This is a genomic window from Bacillus sp. PK3-037, assembly GCF_054161355.1.
Window position 1 is genome coordinate 4003762 of record NZ_CP096408.1, and the last position, 15786, is coordinate 4019547.

Sequence of the window (15786 nt, forward strand, 5' to 3'; positions counted from 1 at the left end):
CCCTTTTTATCTTCGGATTAACCGATGTCACTTGCCTTTATAACTAGAGATTATTCTTTTGTTACTACATCGCGTTCAACGTCTGCAGATGCTGTTTCTTCCGGCTCTTCATCACCTGATAACGCCAGGCCGTCAGCTTGTTTTGCATCTTCTTCGTCTTCTAAATCTCTCATTTCTATTTCTTCTTCATCGCTAGAAAGGATTTTCACATCCATACCTAAACTTTGAAGTTCTTTAATTAATACTTTGAATGATTCCGGAACACCAGGTTCAGGAACGTTGTCGCCTTTAACGATGGCTTCGTATGTTTTCACACGTCCAACCACGTCATCAGACTTAACAGTCAAAATCTCTTGAAGAGTGTAAGCTGCACCGTAAGCTTCAAGTGCCCAAACCTCCATCTCACCAAAACGCTGTCCGCCAAATTGAGCTTTACCGCCAAGAGGCTGCTGCGTAACAAGTGAGTAAGGACCTGTAGAGCGTGCATGAAGTTTATCGTCAACCATGTGAGCCAGTTTAATCATGTACATGATACCGACAGATACACGGTTATCAAACGGCTCTCCGGTACGTCCGTCGTAAAGAACGGTTTTAGCGTCACGAGACATTCCGGCTTCTTCAAGTGTTTCCCAAACATCCTCTTCACGCGCTCCGTCAAATACCGGTGACGCAATGTGGATGCCGAGGTAACGAGCGGCCATACCCATGTGAAGCTCTAATACCTGCCCGATGTTCATACGTGATGGTACGCCCAGCGGGTTAAGCATGATATCAATTGGTGTGCCGTCAGGAAGATAAGGCATATCCTCTTCAGGAAGAATCTTAGAGATAACACCTTTGTTACCGTGACGACCGGCCATTTTATCCCCTTCAGAAATTTTACGTTTCTGAACGATATATACGCGTACTAACTGGTTTACACCTGGAGGAAGTTCGTCTCCGTCCTCACGGTTGAAGACTTTAACATCGTGAATAATTCCGCCGCCGCCGTGAGGCACACGAAGAGAAGTATCACGAACCTCGCGGGCTTTCTCGCCAAAGATGGCGTGAAGAAGGCGTTCTTCTGCAGTAAGTTCTGTTACACCCTTAGGCGTTACTTTACCAACAAGAAGATCTCCGTCTTTTACTTCTGCCCCGATACGGATAATTCCGCGGTCATCAAGATTGCGAAGCGCATCTTCACCGACGTTCGGAATATCGCGGGTGATTTCTTCAGGCCCGAGTTTCGTATCACGTGCTTCTGATTCATATTCTTCAATGTGAATAGATGTATAAACATCATCTTTCACAAGACGTTCACTCATGATGATGGCATCCTCATAGTTGTAGCCATCCCATGTCATGAAGCCGACCATTACGTTACGGCCAAGCGCAAGTTCACCAAGCTCCATAGAAGGACCGTCAGCAAGGATTTCTCCTTTTACCACTTCATCGCCGACACTTACGATCGGACGCTGGTTGTAGCAAGTACCTTGGTTAGAGCGGACAAATTTCAGCAAGCTGTATTTATCCAGGTTTCCTTTTACTTTTTGACCGTCTACTTCTTCATAGCGGCGAACCCAAACGTTTTTCGCTTCTACACGTTCAACGATACCAGGGTGTTTACAAATCACAGCGGCACCAGAGTCTTTACCTGATACGTATTCCATACCAGTTCCTACAAATGGCGCTTCCGGCTGCATCAAAGGCACAGCCTGACGCTGCATGTTCGCTCCCATTAGGGCACGGTTCGAGTCATCGTTTTCTAAGAACGGAATACATGCTGTCGCAGCAGATACTACCTGCTTAGGCGATACATCCATGTAATCAACACGGTTTCTAGGAACAACGGTGTTCTCTCCGCGGAAACGGGCTACAATGCTGTCATCCACAAACGCACCATCGTCATCGAGTCGTGCATTTGCCTGAGCAACAACGTAGTTATCTTCTTCATCAGCAGTTAAGTAATCGATTCTTGGCGTTACTTTTCCTGTTTCAGGATCAACGCGGCGATATGGCGTTTCAATAAAGCCAAAACGGTTTACTTTTGCATATGATGATAGTGAGTTGATCAAACCGATGTTCGGTCCCTCTGGCGTTTCAATCGGACACATACGGCCATAGTGGGAGTAGTGAACGTCACGCACTTCCATTCCGGCACGCTCACGTGTCAATCCGCCCGGTCCTAGAGCCGACAGACGGCGCTTATGTGTTAATTCAGCAAGCGGGTTCGTCTGGTCCATGAATTGAGAAAGCTGAGAGCTTCCAAAGAACTCTTTAATGGACGCAATAACAGGACGAATATTGATCAGCTGCTGAGGTGTAATTGTATTCGTATCTTGAATTGACATTCTCTCACGAACCACACGCTCCATACGGCTTAAACCGATACGGAATTGGTTCTGGAGAAGTTCACCTACAGAACGTAAACGGCGGTTTCCAAGATGGTCAATATCATCTGTGTCGCCTACTCCGTGCAGCAAGTTGAAGAAGTAGCTGATAGAAGAAATAATATCAGCAGGTGTAATGTTTTTAATCTCTTCTTCAACGTAAGCATTGCCGATGACATTAATAACCTGTTCTCCTTCTTGATCAGTAGGAGCAAAGATTTTAATGGATTGAAGCGTTACTTCATCCTCAACAACACCGCCGTTCGGATACAGCTTTCTGAAACCGATTCCGTTTTCTAAGTATGGCAGTACTTTATCAAGAGTTCTTCTATCAAGAATCTGACCTTTTTCAGCCAGGATTTCTCCTGTTTCAGGATCAACAAGCGTTTCAGCAAGTCTCTGATTAAAGAGGCGATTTTTAATATGAAGCTTTTTATTAATTTTATAGCGTCCTACATTGGCAAGATCGTATCGTTTCGGGTCAAAGAAACGAGAATCAAGCAAGCTTTTCGCATTTTCCACTGTAGGCGGCTCTCCAGGACGGAGGCGCTCGTAGATTTCGAGCAGCGCTTTATCGCTGTTTTCTGTGTTATCTTTATCAAGCGTATTTCGCAGGTATTCGTTTTCTCCTACAAGATCAAGAATCTCTTGATCAGAGCCGAAGCCGAGAGCACGCAAAAGAACCGTAACCGGCAACTTACGTGTGCGATCAATGCGTACATAAACAACATCTTTCGCATCAGTTTCGTATTCTAACCATGCGCCACGGTTTGGAATGACAGTTGCGGTAAAACCTTTTTTACCGTTTTTGTCTACTTTACCACTGAAATATACACTTGGAGACCGAACAAGCTGGGAAACGATAACGCGTTCCGCACCGTTAATGATAAAAGTACCTGTATCTGTCATAATAGGGAAATCCCCCATGAAGACATCTTGGTCTTTTACCTCTCCAGTTTCTTTGTTAATTAAACGAACCTTCACTCTTAGCGGAGCTGAGTAAGTCACATCACGTTCTTTTGATTCCTCTACCGGATATTTAGGCTCCCCTAAACTGTAATCAATGAACTCAAGAGAGAGGTTACCAGTGAAATCCTCAATTGGTGATATGTCTTGAAACATCTCTCTAAGACCCTCATCAAGAAACCACTGATAAGAAGAGGTTTGAATTTCAATGAGATTTGGTAATTCTAACACTTCGCTAATGCGAGCATAGCTTCTGCGCTGGCGGTGTCGTCCATACTGAACTAGTTGACCTGTCAACTGATTCACCCCTCAAATCATGCGTATTATATGTGTAATAAGCATTTCTTCCAAAGTAAGAAAGAAAACACTTTTACAAGACAAAAGAAAAAAGGGTTTCTAATTAAGAAAACCACATCCAAAAACAAATACCGATTTTATTAGCATTTCCATACTTGTATAATTTATACATAGATATTGACATTTCATCATATCAATCTAAATATATACATTGGCATTTTATAATATTAACATAGCCAAAATACCGAGTCAAACTTTTTTTGCTTTTATGATATAATAGCCTTTCTTTTTTTGAACAACAGAAACTTCTTCGAACAGTTCCTCAAGCTTTTCAATGGCAGAAGGCGCACCTTGTTTTTTCTGTATGACGATCCACAATTCACCTGAAGCTTTTAAGTGTTCAGCGCTTTTCTCAAAGATAGCATGGACAACTTTTTTTCCGGCTCGGATTGGGGGATTTGTAAGAATAGAAGCAAATGTTTGAGCAGAGTTAACGTTTGAAAACAAATCGCTTTGGTAAATCTCAACGTTTGTTATTCCGTTTTGTTCTGCATTTTCATTTGATAACTCTACGGCTCTTTCATTAACATCAATCATGTGGATGGTCCGGTCTTTAAAGTCGCTGGCCAGCGATAATCCAATCGGGCCATAGCCGCAGCCTACATCTAGAAAGCTGCCCTCAACTTCAGGCTCTTCAAAAGATTCGACCAGCAGGCGCGAGCCAAAATCGACTTCCTTTTTAGAAAAAACACCGCTGTCGCTGGTAAACGTAAACTCCTTGTTTCTAAGCCTAAAAGACCATGTTTGTTTGTTGCTTTTTACTGAAGGTTTTTCTGAATAATAGTGCTCACTCATTATTAGAACCTCCTTTTTTCATAACTTAAAGAATGGCAAAGAAAAAGCCCGCCTCATAAAAGCGAGCTTCCCCTACAGGCAAGTGAAGATTACTTAACTTCTACAGAAGCGCCAACTTCTTCAAGTTTAGCTTTAAGCTCTTCAGCTTCTTCTTTAGCAATACCTTCTTTAAGTGGTTTTGGAGTGTTGTCAACAAGTTCTTTAGCTTCTTTCAAGCCAAGACCAGTGATTTCACGTACAACTTTGATAACTTTGATTTTTTGAGAACCTGCACCAGCAAGGATAAGGTCGAATTCGCTTTGCTCTTCAGCAGCTCCGCCTGCAGCAGCTCCGCCAGCTACAGCTACAGGAGCAGCAGCAGTTACGCCAAATTCTTCTTCGATTGCTTTTACTAGGTCGTTCAATTCAAGTACAGTTGCTTCTTTAACGGAAGCAATGATTTCTTCGATATTTAAAGCCATTTGTAATTCCTCCATTTGTTTTGATTTTTAAAAACTGATTAGATTAAGCGCCTTGTTCTTCCTTTTGATCTGCCACAGCTTTTGCAGCAAGAGCAAGGTTGCGAACTGGAGCTTGAAGTACGCTAAGCAACATAGAAAGCAAGCCTTCGCGTGATGGAAGTTCAGCAAGAGCTTTCACTTCTTCAACAGTAGAAACTTTACCTTCGATAACGCCAGCTTTAATTTCAAGAGCTTCATGCTGTTTAGCAAACTCGTTAAGAACTTTAGCTGGAGCGACAACATCCTCAGTACTGAATGCAATTGCATTCGGTCCAGTTAAGACATCATTCAAACCATCAAGTTCAGCTTGTTCAACCGCACGGCGAGTCATTGTGTTTTTGTAAACTTTGAACTCAACGTTAGCTTCACGAAGCTGTTTACGAAGTTCTGTTACTTCAGAAACGTTAAGTCCGCGGTAATCAACGATGATCGTTGATTTGCTTTCTTTTAATTTAGAAGCAATTTCTTCAACAACAACTTTTTTTGTTTCAATTGCGCTGCTCATGGTTACACCTCCTGTAGATTCTTGTGTAACACTTATACCGTCAGGTGATCACGACTGAGAAACGGATTCCATATAAAAAGCCTCCATGAGACATGGAGGCTGTATATACAAGCATACGTAACGTAATAGCTGTGATAATATACACCTCGGTAGGATATTAAGCTGTTAAGCCCCTACTGTCTACGGTATAAATGATATATTATATTTTACAACATTTTGAATCATATCAGAATGTTGAATTCATGTCAATATTATTTTACGTTGAAAGTTGAAGCGTCTACTTTGACACCAGGTCCCATAGTAGAAGTTACAGCAACGTTTTTCACGTAAACACCTTTCGCTGCAGCAGGTTTTGCTTTCAGGATAGTATCATACATTGTTGTGAAGTTCTCAACAAGTTTTTCATCCTCGAAAGAAACTTTACCGATAGGAACATGGATGTTTCCAGCTTTATCAACGCGGTATTCAACTTTACCAGCTTTGATTTCGCCGATTGCTTTTTCAACTTCGAAAGTAACTGTACCAGTTTTAGGGTTTGGCATTAAACCTTTTGGTCCAAGCACACGACCGATTTTACCAACTTCACCCATCATGTCAGGTGTAGCTACGATTACATCGAAATCGAACCAGCCTTGTTGAATTTTGTTGATGTAGTCAGTATCTCCAACGTAATCTGCACCAGCAGCTTCAGCTTCTTTCGCTTTTTCGCCTTTTGCGAAAACGAGAACGCGCTGAGTTTTACCAGTTCCGTTTGGAAGCACAACTGCTCCGCGGATTTGCTGGTCGTTTTTACGAGGGTCAACCCCTAGACGGAATGCAACTTCAACTGTAGCGTCGAATTTAGCTGTGTTTGTTTTTTTAACGAGAGCTACTGCTTCAGAAACATCGTAAGCTTTCGCACGATCTACAAGCTTAGCAGCTTCTGCGTACTTTTTACCTTTTTTAGCCATTTTAAAATTTCCTCCTTATGTGGTTATAGCGGAATAACCTCCCACGAATAAGGGTTGCGAACTTGTGAAAACTCGCAACCCGACAAGAAACAAATTAATCCTCGATTACAATACCCATACTGCGTGCAGTACCTTCAACCATGCGCATTGCCGCTTCAACGTCTGCTGCGTTTAAGTCAGGCATTTTCGTTTCAGCGATTTCGCGTACTTTATCGCGCTTAACGGTTGCCACTTTATTACGGTTTGGTTCACCAGAACCAGACTCAATTCCAGCTGCATTTTTAAGCAATACTGCAGCAGGCGGAGTTTTTGTAATAAATGTAAATGAACGGTCTTCGTAAACCGAAATTTCAACAGGAATGATTAAACCAGCTTGGTCAGCTGTACGAGCGTTAAACTCCTTACAGAATCCCATGATATTAACACCGGCTTGACCTAGTGCAGGTCCAACTGGCGGCGCTGGGTTAGCTTTTCCAGCAGGAATTTGCAATTTTACAACTTTTACTACTTTTTTAGCCACGAGACACACCTCCTTAAGTCCGTGATGTGGTAATAGGGTAAACCCTCCCACTCAAGGTTTCATTCTTTATATGAATGACGAAATATCAAGCTAGCTGCCTTGGATAAGTCCAAGACGTACCTTTGCTATATTATCATTTATATATAGCAATTTCAAGTTTTTTCACATTACAATTTGTCGATCTGGGTAAATTCCAGCTCAACCGGCGTTTCACGGCCGAACATATTAACGAAAACTTTAACCTTGCTTTTATCGTAGTCAATCTCTTCAATTGATCCCGTAAAGTTGGCAAAAGGTCCGTCTATCACTTTCACTGTCTCTTTTAATTCAAAATCAATGTCAGTTTTGCGTTCGTCCATACCCATTCTCTTCAGAATGGTTTCTGCTTCGCCAGGAAGAAGCGGCGTCGGTTTTGAACCAGAGCCGGCAGAACCTACAAATCCAGTAACACCTGGTGTATTGCGGACAACATACCAAGAATCATCCGTCATTACAATTTCAACAAGGACGTAACCAGGGAATACTTTCTTTTTAACGACTTTTTTCTTGCCGTTTTTGATATCTGTCTCTTCTTCTTCAGGTACGACTACACGAAAAATCTTATCCTGCATCCCCATTGATTCAACACGTTTTTCCAAGTTGGCTTTTACTTTGTTCTCATAACCAGAGTACGTGTGAACAACATACCAATTCTTTTCCATTCTCTTCAGGACTGTCCAGTCCTTCCCTCCCCGCATTTGGTTTTAGTGTACTACCATAACGCTTCATGCAAAAAATAGGCGGTAAGCCTATGATAACTTTCATTTTTAACCCACAATAAAAAACCCGCTGAACGGGTTTTGGCAAGTGATATTATGATCTATTATAGCACGTATTGCTGATCATTATTCAACTATTAAACGAATTAATTGAGAAATTCCTGTGTCAAGGAGGGCAAAAAAGATAATAAAAAAGATAACTGTTGAAATAACCGTGATGGTATAGCGAGTTAACTCTTTTCCTTTAGGCCAGCTTACCTTTTTCATTTCTTTCCCAACATCTTTAAAGAATCTCATAATACGCATGTAAAAGACCTCCACAATTTAAAAGCGCAAACACTATTTTGTTTCAAGATGAGATGTATGTGAATTGCAAGTACTGCAGTATTTCTTTACTTCTAATCGCTCAGCCGCTGATGCAGAGCTCTTCATTGTCGTATAGTTACGGTTTCCGCATGTTTTGCATGCTAACGTAATCTTTTTTCTCATGTCATTACACCTTTTTCTAAATAGACATTATCTTTATCTTTAGTAACATATCATAGTCAGAAAAATACTGTCAATATACCATAAATCCCTATTACAAACTGATCTCGCGAATTTCCAGGTACTTCTCCAGCTTGCGTTTGACTCGCTGAAGGGCGTTATCGATCGATTTCACATGGCGGTTCAGCTCATCTGAAATCTCTTGATAGCTTCTTCCGTCTAGATATAATGCAAGTACTTTTCTCTCTAAATCACTTAAAAGTTCTCCCATTTTCATTTCAATATCATCAAATTCTTCCTGATTGATAATCATTTCTTCTGGGTTTAACGTTTTCGCTCCCGAAATGACATCAAGCAGCGTTCGGTCTGATTCTTCATCAAAAATCGGTTTATCTAATGAGACGTAGGAATTCAAAGGAATGTGTTTCTGGCGAGTAGCTGTCTTTATTGCGGTAATAATTTGGCGGGTAATACATAATTCTGCGAAAGCTTTGAAAGAGGTAAGCTTGTCCTCTCTGAAGTCACGAATAGACTTATAGAGGCCTATCATTCCTTCCTGAACAATATCTTCTCTGTCCGCGCCTATTAAAAAATAGGATCTTGCTTTTGCACGAACAAAGTTTCGGTACTTCGTAATCAAGTAATCTAACGCATCACTGTCCCCAACATGAACCTTTTCAATGACCTGCTCGTCCTCCAACTGGCAAAACTGCTCTTTGTTGAATTTTCCCTTGTTGTTCTGTAGATTCACTCCGATCCCCCCGGCGCACGTAGATAGAAATATTATACATTACTGGACAAAAAAGCGTCAACTTAATCTAAGTCGCCCCTCCGCCATTTTTCAAACGTTTTCAAAACCTCTTCCGATAAAGCAATTTTACCCGCTGGCTTTTCAGAAGTGATCTTTCTTACCCGCCTTTCGATTCGCCTTTCTATCGCTTCTACCTCTCTCAAGAGCTCCCGGGCCGATTTTCGCAATGCCCCTTGTCCGAAAATCGCCCACTGCTCAGTGTAGTCAGAGGTCGCAACATGAATTTGAGTCGCAATGTTATTCAGATCCTGTGCCAGCTTTTCTATCCGCTCATCCGCAGTCTCATTTTCTTTTGTGAAAATCACTTCAACTCTGTGGTTGGTCTGTTTTTTCTCAATTCCCTTCACAAGATGCGCGTCAAATACGACAATAACCCTGTTTCCTGTATACGATTGATATTCCGCCATTTTCTGAATCAGTACGTCTCTCGCCTCTTCAAAACTGTTCGCTTTTAAATCCTTCAGCTGCGGCCAGGCTCCAATCATGTTGTATCCGTCTACTAACAGGATATCCATGGGTCTTTATTCTCCCAGAGGGTTTCGCTTCCGGTAGACTTCATACATCAAAAGCCCCGCCGCTACAGATGCATTGAGTGAAGTAACTTTACCTGCCATCGGGAGTTTAATAAGAAAATCACATTTTTCTTTAATCAGGCGTCCCATTCCTTTTCCTTCACTTCCGATGACGAGAGCCAAAGGCATGCTGCCGTCCATTGTACGGTAATCCTCCCGCGCGGATGCATCAGTTCCGACAACCCAGATTCCCCGCTCTTTCATCTCTTCTAACGTCCGTGCCAAATTGGTGACCTTTGCGACAGGAATATGCTCAATTGCGCCTGTTGAAGCCTTTGCCACTGTAGTTGTCAGACCGACAGCTCTGCGTTTTGGAATCACAATGCCATGGGCGCCGACTGCATCAGCTGTTCTCATAATTGATCCGAGATTATGAGGGTCCTCAAGCTCGTCCAGAATGAGAAAGAAAGGCTGTTCATTTCTTTCCTCTGCCGCTTGATATAAGTCGTCCAGTTCCGCGTACTCATACGCTGCGACCTGTGCCACTACACCTTGGTGCTGCCCTGTCACCATTTGGTCGAGTTTTTTTCTAGGGACGTATTGAATGGTGATGCCCTGCTTTTTCGCAAGCTCAATCACCTGCTGTGCTTGTCCCTTTACGGTGTTTTCCGCCATCCACAGCTTATACAGCTTGCGATCTGATTTTAACGTCTCGATCACTGCATTTTTTCCTATGACGTAATCATGTTGCTGACTCATTTGTTTTCCTCCCTGACCGTTCCGAATTGTATAGCTTCAGCAACAAGCTGATTCAGTCTTTCTTCTTTTTTCTCAAGAAAAAGATAGCCCAGCAGTGCTTCAAATGCTGTACTATAGCGGTACGTTTGCACATCTGTATTTTTAGGTATCGTTCCCGACTTGGCATTTCTGCCTCTTTTCAGCACCGCTTCCTCTTCTTCCGTGAAAAATGATTGATTCCGCAGAAAGAAAAGGATCTCAGCCTGTGACTTTGCCGATACGATCCGGCTTGATTTCTTGTGAAGATCATTTGGTTTGGTAAATCCCTGCTTAAGCAGGTGATGCCTCACATAAACTTCAAAAATGGCATCACCTATATAAGCAAGCGCAAGGCCGTTGAGCTGCTTTGAATCTTTTATCGTTTCAAAATCAAGCATCCGTTATTCTCCTCGTTTCCAGCGAGTGCCTTGAGCCGTATCTTCAAGAATGATATTCATGCTTTTCAGCTGGTCGCGGATCTGATCAGACAGAGCAAAATCACGATTGCGGCGCGCTTCATTTCTTTTTTCAATCAAATCTTCAATCTCTTGATCCAGAAGCTCCTGCTCACCCAGTGAGAAACCGAGGACAGAAACAATTCGGTCAAACATGTCAATAAACGCTGTAATCACGTGATCTGCCGTATGATCTTCCTGAAGATAATAGTTCGCATTCTTCGCCAAATCGAATAAAACAGAAATGGCATTCGCTGTATTAAAATCATCATCCATTGCTTCTTCAAATGCTGTTCGATGTTCTTCAATCTTTGCAAGCCATTTATCATCATCTTCTGTTAAATTCGTGCTGCTGTTTAAACGGTGCTGAAGGTTGCTGTACGCTGTTTTCAACCGGTTAAACGCGCTCTTTGTGTTCTCCAGAAGCTCTTCTGAATAGTTAATTGGGTGACGATAGTGAACAGACAGCATAAAGAATCTGAGCAGCTGCGGATCATGCTGTTTAATAATGTCATGCACAAGCACAAAGTTGCCGAGTGATTTTGACATTTTTTCATTATCGATATTGATATAGCCGTTATGAAGCCAGTATTTCGCAAATGTTTTGCCAGTCAGCGCTTCTGATTGAGCAATTTCATTTTCATGGTGAGGGAATGTTAAATCCTGGCCGCCTGCATGGATATCAATTTGATCACCTAAGTACTTTTTCACCATAGCAGAGCATTCGATGTGCCAGCCCGGACGTCCTTTCCCCCAAGGGCTATCCCAAGAGATTTCTCCTTCTTTCGCCGCTTTCCACAGAGCGAAATCAAGAGCATCTTCTTTTTTCTCGCCAACTCGGATGCGCGCGCCAGATCTCAATTCATCAATCGATTGCTGCGAGAGCTTTCCGTATCCCTCAAATGCTCTTGTTTTGAAATAAACATCTCCTTCAGATTCATAAGCATAGCCCTTTTTCACCAGCTGATCTATAAAATCAATAATCGCGTCCATGTTTTCCATGACGCGCGGATGAAGGTCCGCTTTTCTGCAGCCAAGAGCGCCCACATCTTCAAAGTATGCCTTAATAAAACGCTCAGAAATGGTCGGAACATCTTCACCAAGTTCATTTGCCGCTTTAATTAATTTATCATCTACATCTGTGAAGTTAGAGACATATTGGACATCGTAGCCTTTATACTCCAAATAGTTTCGAACCGTGTCATAAACGATAGCCGGACGCGCGTTCCCGATGTGAATGTAATTGTAAACCGTCGGTCCGCACACGTACATTTTCACTTTCCCCTCTTCAAGAGGAACAAATGTTTCCTTCTGTCTAGTTAATGTATTATAAAGAGTGATTGTCATTTTTGATTAATCCTTTCTTTTCTGTCTTCAAGTTCCGTCTTCAGCTCTAAAATCTGCTGTTCCAAAGACTTAAACCGGTCAGCAACCGGATCGGGTAAATCCTGATGGTTTAAATCCCGTCTTACTTTTTTGCCATTTCGTACAACGACCCGTCCAGGGATGCCGACAACTGTTGAAAAATCAGGAACATCGTGCAACACTACTGAACCAGCGCCAATTTTTGAGCCTTCACCGACAGTAATTGAACCGAGCACTTTAGCACCTGTGGCTATCAATGCGTCATCTTTAATCGTTGGGTGCCTTTTTCCCTTTTCTTTTCCTGTTCCCCCGAGGGTAACCCCCTGAAAAACGGTTACGTTATTGCCGATTTCACATGTCTCCCCAATGACAACCCCCATCCCATGGTCTATGAAAAATCTTCTTCCGATCGTAGCCCCTGGGTGGATTTCAATTCCCGTAAAAAATCGGCTCACCTGAGATATAAGGCGTGCAAGGAAATAAAATTTTCGTTTATATAAAGCATGTGCAATCCGATGCGCCCATATAGCATGTAAACCAGAATAAGTTAAAATCACTTCAAAATAACTTCGTGCTGCAGGATCTTGATCGAACACCGTATCAATGTCTTCTTTGAGCATTTTAAAAAACACATGCTTCCCCCCATTCTACCCGCTATCATCTATCTATTTCCTCTAGACCCAATAAAAAAAGCGCCTCTGCATGTAAACATGACAGAGACGCTTTGACCGCGCGGTTCCACTCTGTTTGAAAAGCAGACTCCTGCTCTCCCAACTTCAGCCTGTAACGGCGGCGGCCGCCTTTGAATACTGATTTCGAAAAACGTTCTTCAAAGGTCTTAAGGGCGCACTTCTAAAACCCGACTCCTGGATCTCTCTCAGCCAATGAAGATCCTTTCTGTATTGGTCTAAAGCTTTATACTCTTCCCTGTCAACAATCATCTATTTAGATATTTTTCAACCGCTGAATTGCAGATTCTTTTCCGATCAGTTCAATTGATTGCGGAAGCTCAGGACCGTGAGTTTGGCCTGTTACAGCAACACGGATCGGCATAAACAGTTTTTTCCCTTTATGACCTGTTTCTTTCTGCACTGCTTTGATAGAAGCTTTGATCTGGTCCGGAGTGAACTCCTCCAGCTCTTCAAGCTTCGCAGCGAATGTGCTGAGCACTTCAGGCACCTGTTCTTCTTCTAAAACAGCTTTTGCTTCTTGATTATACTCGATCTCATCCGTAAAGAACAAATCAGTCAGCTCAACAATTTCCGCACCGTAGCTCAATTGCTCATGATATAGAGAAATCAGTTTACGAACCCATTCTTGTTCTTCAGGAGATAGTTCATTGCCAACTTTGCCGGCTTTTTGAAGATGCGGAAGCGTAAGCTCAACAACCTGATCAAGATCCAATTTTTTCACATATTGGTTGTTGACCCATTTCAGCTTATGCATATCAAACAAAGCTGGTGATTTAGATAAACGATTCACATCGAAAATATCAATAAACTCTTCTTTTGTGAAAAGCTCTTCTTCTCCCACCGGCGACCAGCCCAGCAGGCCGATAAAGTTGAACAGCGCCTCCGGCAAGTAGCCAAGCTCTTTATATTGCTCAATGAATTGAATAATTGATTCATCACGTTTGCTGAGCTTTTTACGGCTTTCATTTACAATCAGCGTCATGTGGCCGAACTGAGGAATATCCCAGCCGAACGCTTGAAAGATCATGATCTGTTTTGGTGTATTCGAAATATGGTCCTCACCGCGCAGCACGTGCGTCATTTTCATTAGATAGTCATCCACAGCTACTGCAAAGTTATAAGTCGGCGTTCCGTCTTTTTTCACAATAACAAAGTCGCCGATGCCATCAGATTCGAAAGAAATTTCACCTTTTACAATATCATTAAACGCAATGATTTTTCCTTCAGGGACACGGAAACGAATACTCGGCTTTCTGCCCTCTGCAAGGAACTTTTCCTGTTCTTCCTGAGTCAGATCTCTGTGCTTTCCGGAATAACGCGGCATTTCTCCGCGGGCAATCTGCTCTTCACGTTCTTTTTCAAGTTCTTCTTCTGTACAGAAACATTTATAAGCAAGCCCTTTTTCAAGCAGCTCTTCATAGTAAACCTTATAGATATCGTTACGCTCGGACTGACGGTATGGGCCGTACTCTCCGCCGACATCCACACTCTCATCCCAATCGATGCCAAGCCATTTTAAATAGTTGAGCTGGCTTTGTTCTCCGCCCTCAATGTTGCGTTTTTTATCAGTGTCCTCAACACGGATAATAAACTTGCCGCCTTGGTTGCGGGCAAATAAATAATTAAAAAGCGCCGTTCTGGCATTTCCAATATGCAAATGTCCTGTTGGACTCGGTGCATAACGGACGCGTACTTCGTTTCCCATTTCATATACTTCCTTTCATCTCATGTATGGCCTCAGGCTAAATGTATGCATCTATTCTACCACCAAATAGACCGGGCATCAAAACAAGTTAGCCTTTTTGTATCAGCACTGTGGCTTGAGCCGCTATTCCTTCCGCTCTTCCTGTAAATCCAAGCTTTTCGGTCGTGGTCGCTTTAACATTCACTTGGGAAACCTCTGCCTCAAGCCCTTCAGCGATTCTTTTTCTCATGTCTTCTATGTACGGCAGCATCTTCGGTTTTTGCGCAATGATGGTGCAGTCAATGTTTCCAAGGACATACCCCTTCTGTTTCACGATCCCCCAGACATGCTGAAGTAATTTAAAAGAGTCAGCGTCCTTGAACTCAGGATCAGTGTCAGGAAAATGCTTGCCGATGTCGCCTTCTCCCACAGCTCCCAGGCATGCGTCAGCAACGGTGTGCAATAATACATCCGCGTCAGAATGTCCGAGCAATCCTTTTTCATACGGGATTTCAACTCCGCCGATAATGAGAGGCCGGCCCTCTACTAATTGGTGCACATCAAAACCTTGTCCGATTCTAAACATGATTATTCCCACTTTCTGCTTCCATGATAGCTTCAGCTGACGTTAAATCATCAGGAGTCGTCAGCTTAATATTTGTATAGTTACCTTCTACAACACGAACCGAACGGCCCGCCAGCTGTTCGACGAGACTGGCGTCATCCGTTCCTAAAAACCCCCTGCGCTCTGCCTCAGCGTGAGCCTCCATCAATAAAGAAAGACGAAAAGCTTGTGGCGTTTGGACAGCCCACAAGCTTGAACGTTCAATCGTCTCACTGACTTCTAAATCTTGAACGCGTTTAATCGTATCTTTTACCGGAACAGCCAGGATGGCCGCTCCGATCTGCTCCGCTTCAGCAATCAATTCGTCAATCTGGTCATGCTTTATAAAAGGACGAGCGCCGTCGTGAACGAGGACAATCTTTTCTTGTTTAACGGCTTTGAGCCCTTTATAAACACTGTGCTGGCGTTCATCTCCGCCTGCTACAAGCTCGATAGCGGTTTGAAACGGATATTGATTCAGCAATTGCTGAAAGTCTTCCCGTTCGCGCTCGTTAATCACCAAAATGATTCTGCCGCACGGACGATGGCTGTCAAACACCCGTAAAGTGTGAATGATAACCGGGTCTCCTTTCAGCTCGATAAACAGTTTATTTCTCCCTGCCTTCATCCGTTTCCCCTGTCCGGCCGCAAGAATTACCACATCATAATTCATTGTTTCT

At 42.8% G+C, this 15786-nt stretch carries 17 protein-coding genes, 1 pseudogene and 2 other annotated features; all 18 genes and pseudogenes read right to left on the reverse strand.

Annotated features, from left to right (window positions below; all coding sequences use genetic code 11):
* Positions 1 to 50 precede the first annotated feature (50 nt).
* Complete coding sequence (rpoB, locus tag M1D69_RS20600; RefSeq protein ID WP_458105031.1) at positions 51 to 3632, reverse strand: DNA-directed RNA polymerase subunit beta; 3582 nt, start codon at positions 3630 to 3632, stop codon at positions 51 to 53.
* Positions 3633 to 3881: 249 nt separating this feature from the next.
* Entirely contained in the window at positions 3882 to 4487 is a 606-nt protein-coding gene (locus M1D69_RS20605) for a class I SAM-dependent methyltransferase (protein WP_458105030.1), read from the reverse strand.
* 89 nt (positions 4488 to 4576) lie between these two features.
* Positions 4577 to 4948, reverse strand: coding sequence for a 50S ribosomal protein L7/L12 (gene rplL, locus M1D69_RS20610; protein ID WP_003156436.1), 372 nt, complete (start codon positions 4946 to 4948; stop codon positions 4577 to 4579).
* 43 nt (positions 4949 to 4991) lie between these two features.
* Positions 4992 to 5492, reverse strand: coding sequence for a 50S ribosomal protein L10 (gene rplJ / locus M1D69_RS20615; RefSeq protein WP_044153425.1), 501 nt, complete (start codon positions 5490 to 5492; stop codon positions 4992 to 4994).
* A gap of 64 nt (positions 5493 to 5556) precedes the next feature.
* Positions 5557 to 5696, reverse strand: a sequence feature (ribosomal protein L10 leader region).
* Between the two features lie 47 nt (positions 5697 to 5743).
* Positions 5744 to 6442 (reverse strand): 50S ribosomal protein L1, encoded by a 699-nt coding sequence (gene rplA, locus M1D69_RS20620; protein WP_003225765.1) that lies wholly within the window; start codon positions 6440 to 6442, stop codon positions 5744 to 5746.
* Between the two features lie 94 nt (positions 6443 to 6536).
* Positions 6537 to 6962 carry a 50S ribosomal protein L11 gene (rplK, locus tag M1D69_RS20625; protein WP_458105029.1) on the reverse strand — a complete coding sequence of 142 codons (426 nt, stop codon included), beginning with the start codon at positions 6960 to 6962 and terminating at the stop codon, positions 6537 to 6539.
* Between the two features lie 167 nt (positions 6963 to 7129).
* A complete protein-coding gene (nusG, locus tag M1D69_RS20630) occupies positions 7130 to 7663 on the reverse strand; it encodes a transcription termination/antitermination protein NusG (protein ID WP_003225764.1) in 534 nt (177 codons plus the stop codon).
* 183 nt (positions 7664 to 7846) lie between these two features.
* Entirely contained in the window at positions 7847 to 8026 is a 180-nt protein-coding gene (gene secE / locus M1D69_RS20635) for a preprotein translocase subunit SecE (protein WP_010327716.1), read from the reverse strand.
* 33 nt (positions 8027 to 8059) lie between these two features.
* Positions 8060 to 8209, reverse strand: a complete 150-nt coding sequence (gene rpmG / locus M1D69_RS20640) for a 50S ribosomal protein L33 (protein WP_044153430.1) — start codon at positions 8207 to 8209, stop codon at positions 8060 to 8062.
* A gap of 91 nt (positions 8210 to 8300) precedes the next feature.
* Positions 8301 to 8957 carry an RNA polymerase sporulation sigma factor SigH gene (sigH, locus tag M1D69_RS20645; protein WP_458105028.1) on the reverse strand — a complete coding sequence of 219 codons (657 nt, stop codon included), beginning with the start codon at positions 8955 to 8957 and terminating at the stop codon, positions 8301 to 8303.
* Positions 8958 to 9019: 62 nt separating this feature from the next.
* A complete protein-coding gene (rae1, locus tag M1D69_RS20650) occupies positions 9020 to 9532 on the reverse strand; it encodes a ribosome-dependent mRNA decay endonuclease Rae1/YacP (protein WP_044153431.1) in 513 nt (170 codons plus the stop codon).
* A 6-nt stretch (positions 9533 to 9538) separates the two neighbouring features.
* Positions 9539 to 10288: a 23S rRNA (guanosine(2251)-2'-O)-methyltransferase RlmB gene (gene rlmB, locus M1D69_RS20655; RefSeq protein WP_458105027.1), complete on the reverse strand. Its 750-nt coding sequence runs from the start codon at positions 10286 to 10288 to the stop codon at positions 9539 to 9541.
* Positions 10272 to 10704, reverse strand: a pseudogene (locus tag M1D69_RS20660) (mini-ribonuclease 3). The gene rlmB and the pseudogene M1D69_RS20660 overlap by 17 nt, the downstream one beginning before the upstream one ends.
* A gap of 3 nt (positions 10705 to 10707) precedes the next feature.
* Positions 10708 to 12108: a cysteine--tRNA ligase gene (gene cysS / locus M1D69_RS20665; protein ID WP_059352661.1), complete on the reverse strand. Its 1401-nt coding sequence runs from the start codon at positions 12106 to 12108 to the stop codon at positions 10708 to 10710.
* Positions 12105 to 12758 carry a serine O-acetyltransferase gene (cysE, locus tag M1D69_RS20670; protein ID WP_458105026.1) on the reverse strand — a complete coding sequence of 218 codons (654 nt, stop codon included), beginning with the start codon at positions 12756 to 12758 and terminating at the stop codon, positions 12105 to 12107. The genes cysS and cysE overlap by 4 nt, the downstream gene beginning before the upstream one ends.
* Before the next feature lie 80 nt (positions 12759 to 12838).
* Positions 12839 to 13069: a binding site (T-box leader), on the reverse strand.
* A 2-nt stretch (positions 13070 to 13071) separates the two neighbouring features.
* A complete protein-coding gene (gene gltX / locus M1D69_RS20675; RefSeq protein ID WP_059352660.1) occupies positions 13072 to 14523 on the reverse strand; it encodes a glutamate--tRNA ligase in 1452 nt (483 codons plus the stop codon).
* Between the two features lie 88 nt (positions 14524 to 14611).
* Entirely contained in the window at positions 14612 to 15088 is a 477-nt protein-coding gene (gene ispF, locus M1D69_RS20680) for a 2-C-methyl-D-erythritol 2,4-cyclodiphosphate synthase (protein WP_458105025.1), read from the reverse strand.
* Complete coding sequence (gene ispD / locus M1D69_RS20685; protein WP_458105023.1) at positions 15081 to 15779, reverse strand: 2-C-methyl-D-erythritol 4-phosphate cytidylyltransferase; 699 nt, start codon at positions 15777 to 15779, stop codon at positions 15081 to 15083. The genes ispF and ispD overlap by 8 nt, the downstream gene beginning before the upstream one ends.
* Positions 15780 to 15786: the final 7 nt, after the last annotated feature.

Excerpts from the sequence above, each read along its gene's own strand:
- rpmG (WP_044153430.1), bottom strand. The coding sequence starts at position 8,209 with ATGAGAAAAAAGATTACGTTAGCATGCAAAACATGCGGAAACCGTAAC.
- ispD (WP_458105023.1), bottom strand. The coding sequence starts at position 15,779 with ATGAATTATGATGTGGTAATTCTTGCGGCCGGACAGGGGAAACGGATG.
- secE (WP_010327716.1), bottom strand. The coding sequence starts at position 8,026 with ATGCGTATTATGAGATTCTTTAAAGATGTTGGGAAAGAAATGAAAAAG.
- cysS (WP_059352661.1), bottom strand. The coding sequence starts at position 12,108 with ATGACAATCACTCTTTATAATACATTAACTAGACAGAAGGAAACATTT.
- rlmB (WP_458105027.1), bottom strand. The coding sequence starts at position 10,288 with ATGAGTCAGCAACATGATTACGTCATAGGAAAAAATGCAGTGATCGAG.
- rplA (WP_003225765.1), bottom strand. The coding sequence starts at position 6,442 with ATGGCTAAAAAAGGTAAAAAGTACGCAGAAGCTGCTAAGCTTGTAGAT.
- rae1 (WP_044153431.1), bottom strand. The coding sequence starts at position 9,532 with ATGGATATCCTGTTAGTAGACGGATACAACATGATTGGAGCCTGGCCG.
- rplL (WP_003156436.1), bottom strand. The coding sequence starts at position 4,948 with ATGGCTTTAAATATCGAAGAAATCATTGCTTCCGTTAAAGAAGCAACT.
- ispF (WP_458105025.1), bottom strand. The coding sequence starts at position 15,088 with ATGTTTAGAATCGGACAAGGTTTTGATGTGCACCAATTAGTAGAGGGC.
- rplJ (WP_044153425.1), bottom strand. The coding sequence starts at position 5,492 with ATGAGCAGCGCAATTGAAACAAAAAAAGTTGTTGTTGAAGAAATTGCT.
- M1D69_RS20605 (WP_458105030.1), bottom strand. The coding sequence starts at position 4,487 with ATGAGTGAGCACTATTATTCAGAAAAACCTTCAGTAAAAAGCAACAAA.
- nusG (WP_003225764.1), bottom strand. The coding sequence starts at position 7,663 with ATGGAAAAGAATTGGTATGTTGTTCACACGTACTCTGGTTATGAGAAC.
- gltX (WP_059352660.1), bottom strand. The coding sequence starts at position 14,523 with ATGGGAAACGAAGTACGCGTCCGTTATGCACCGAGTCCAACAGGACAT.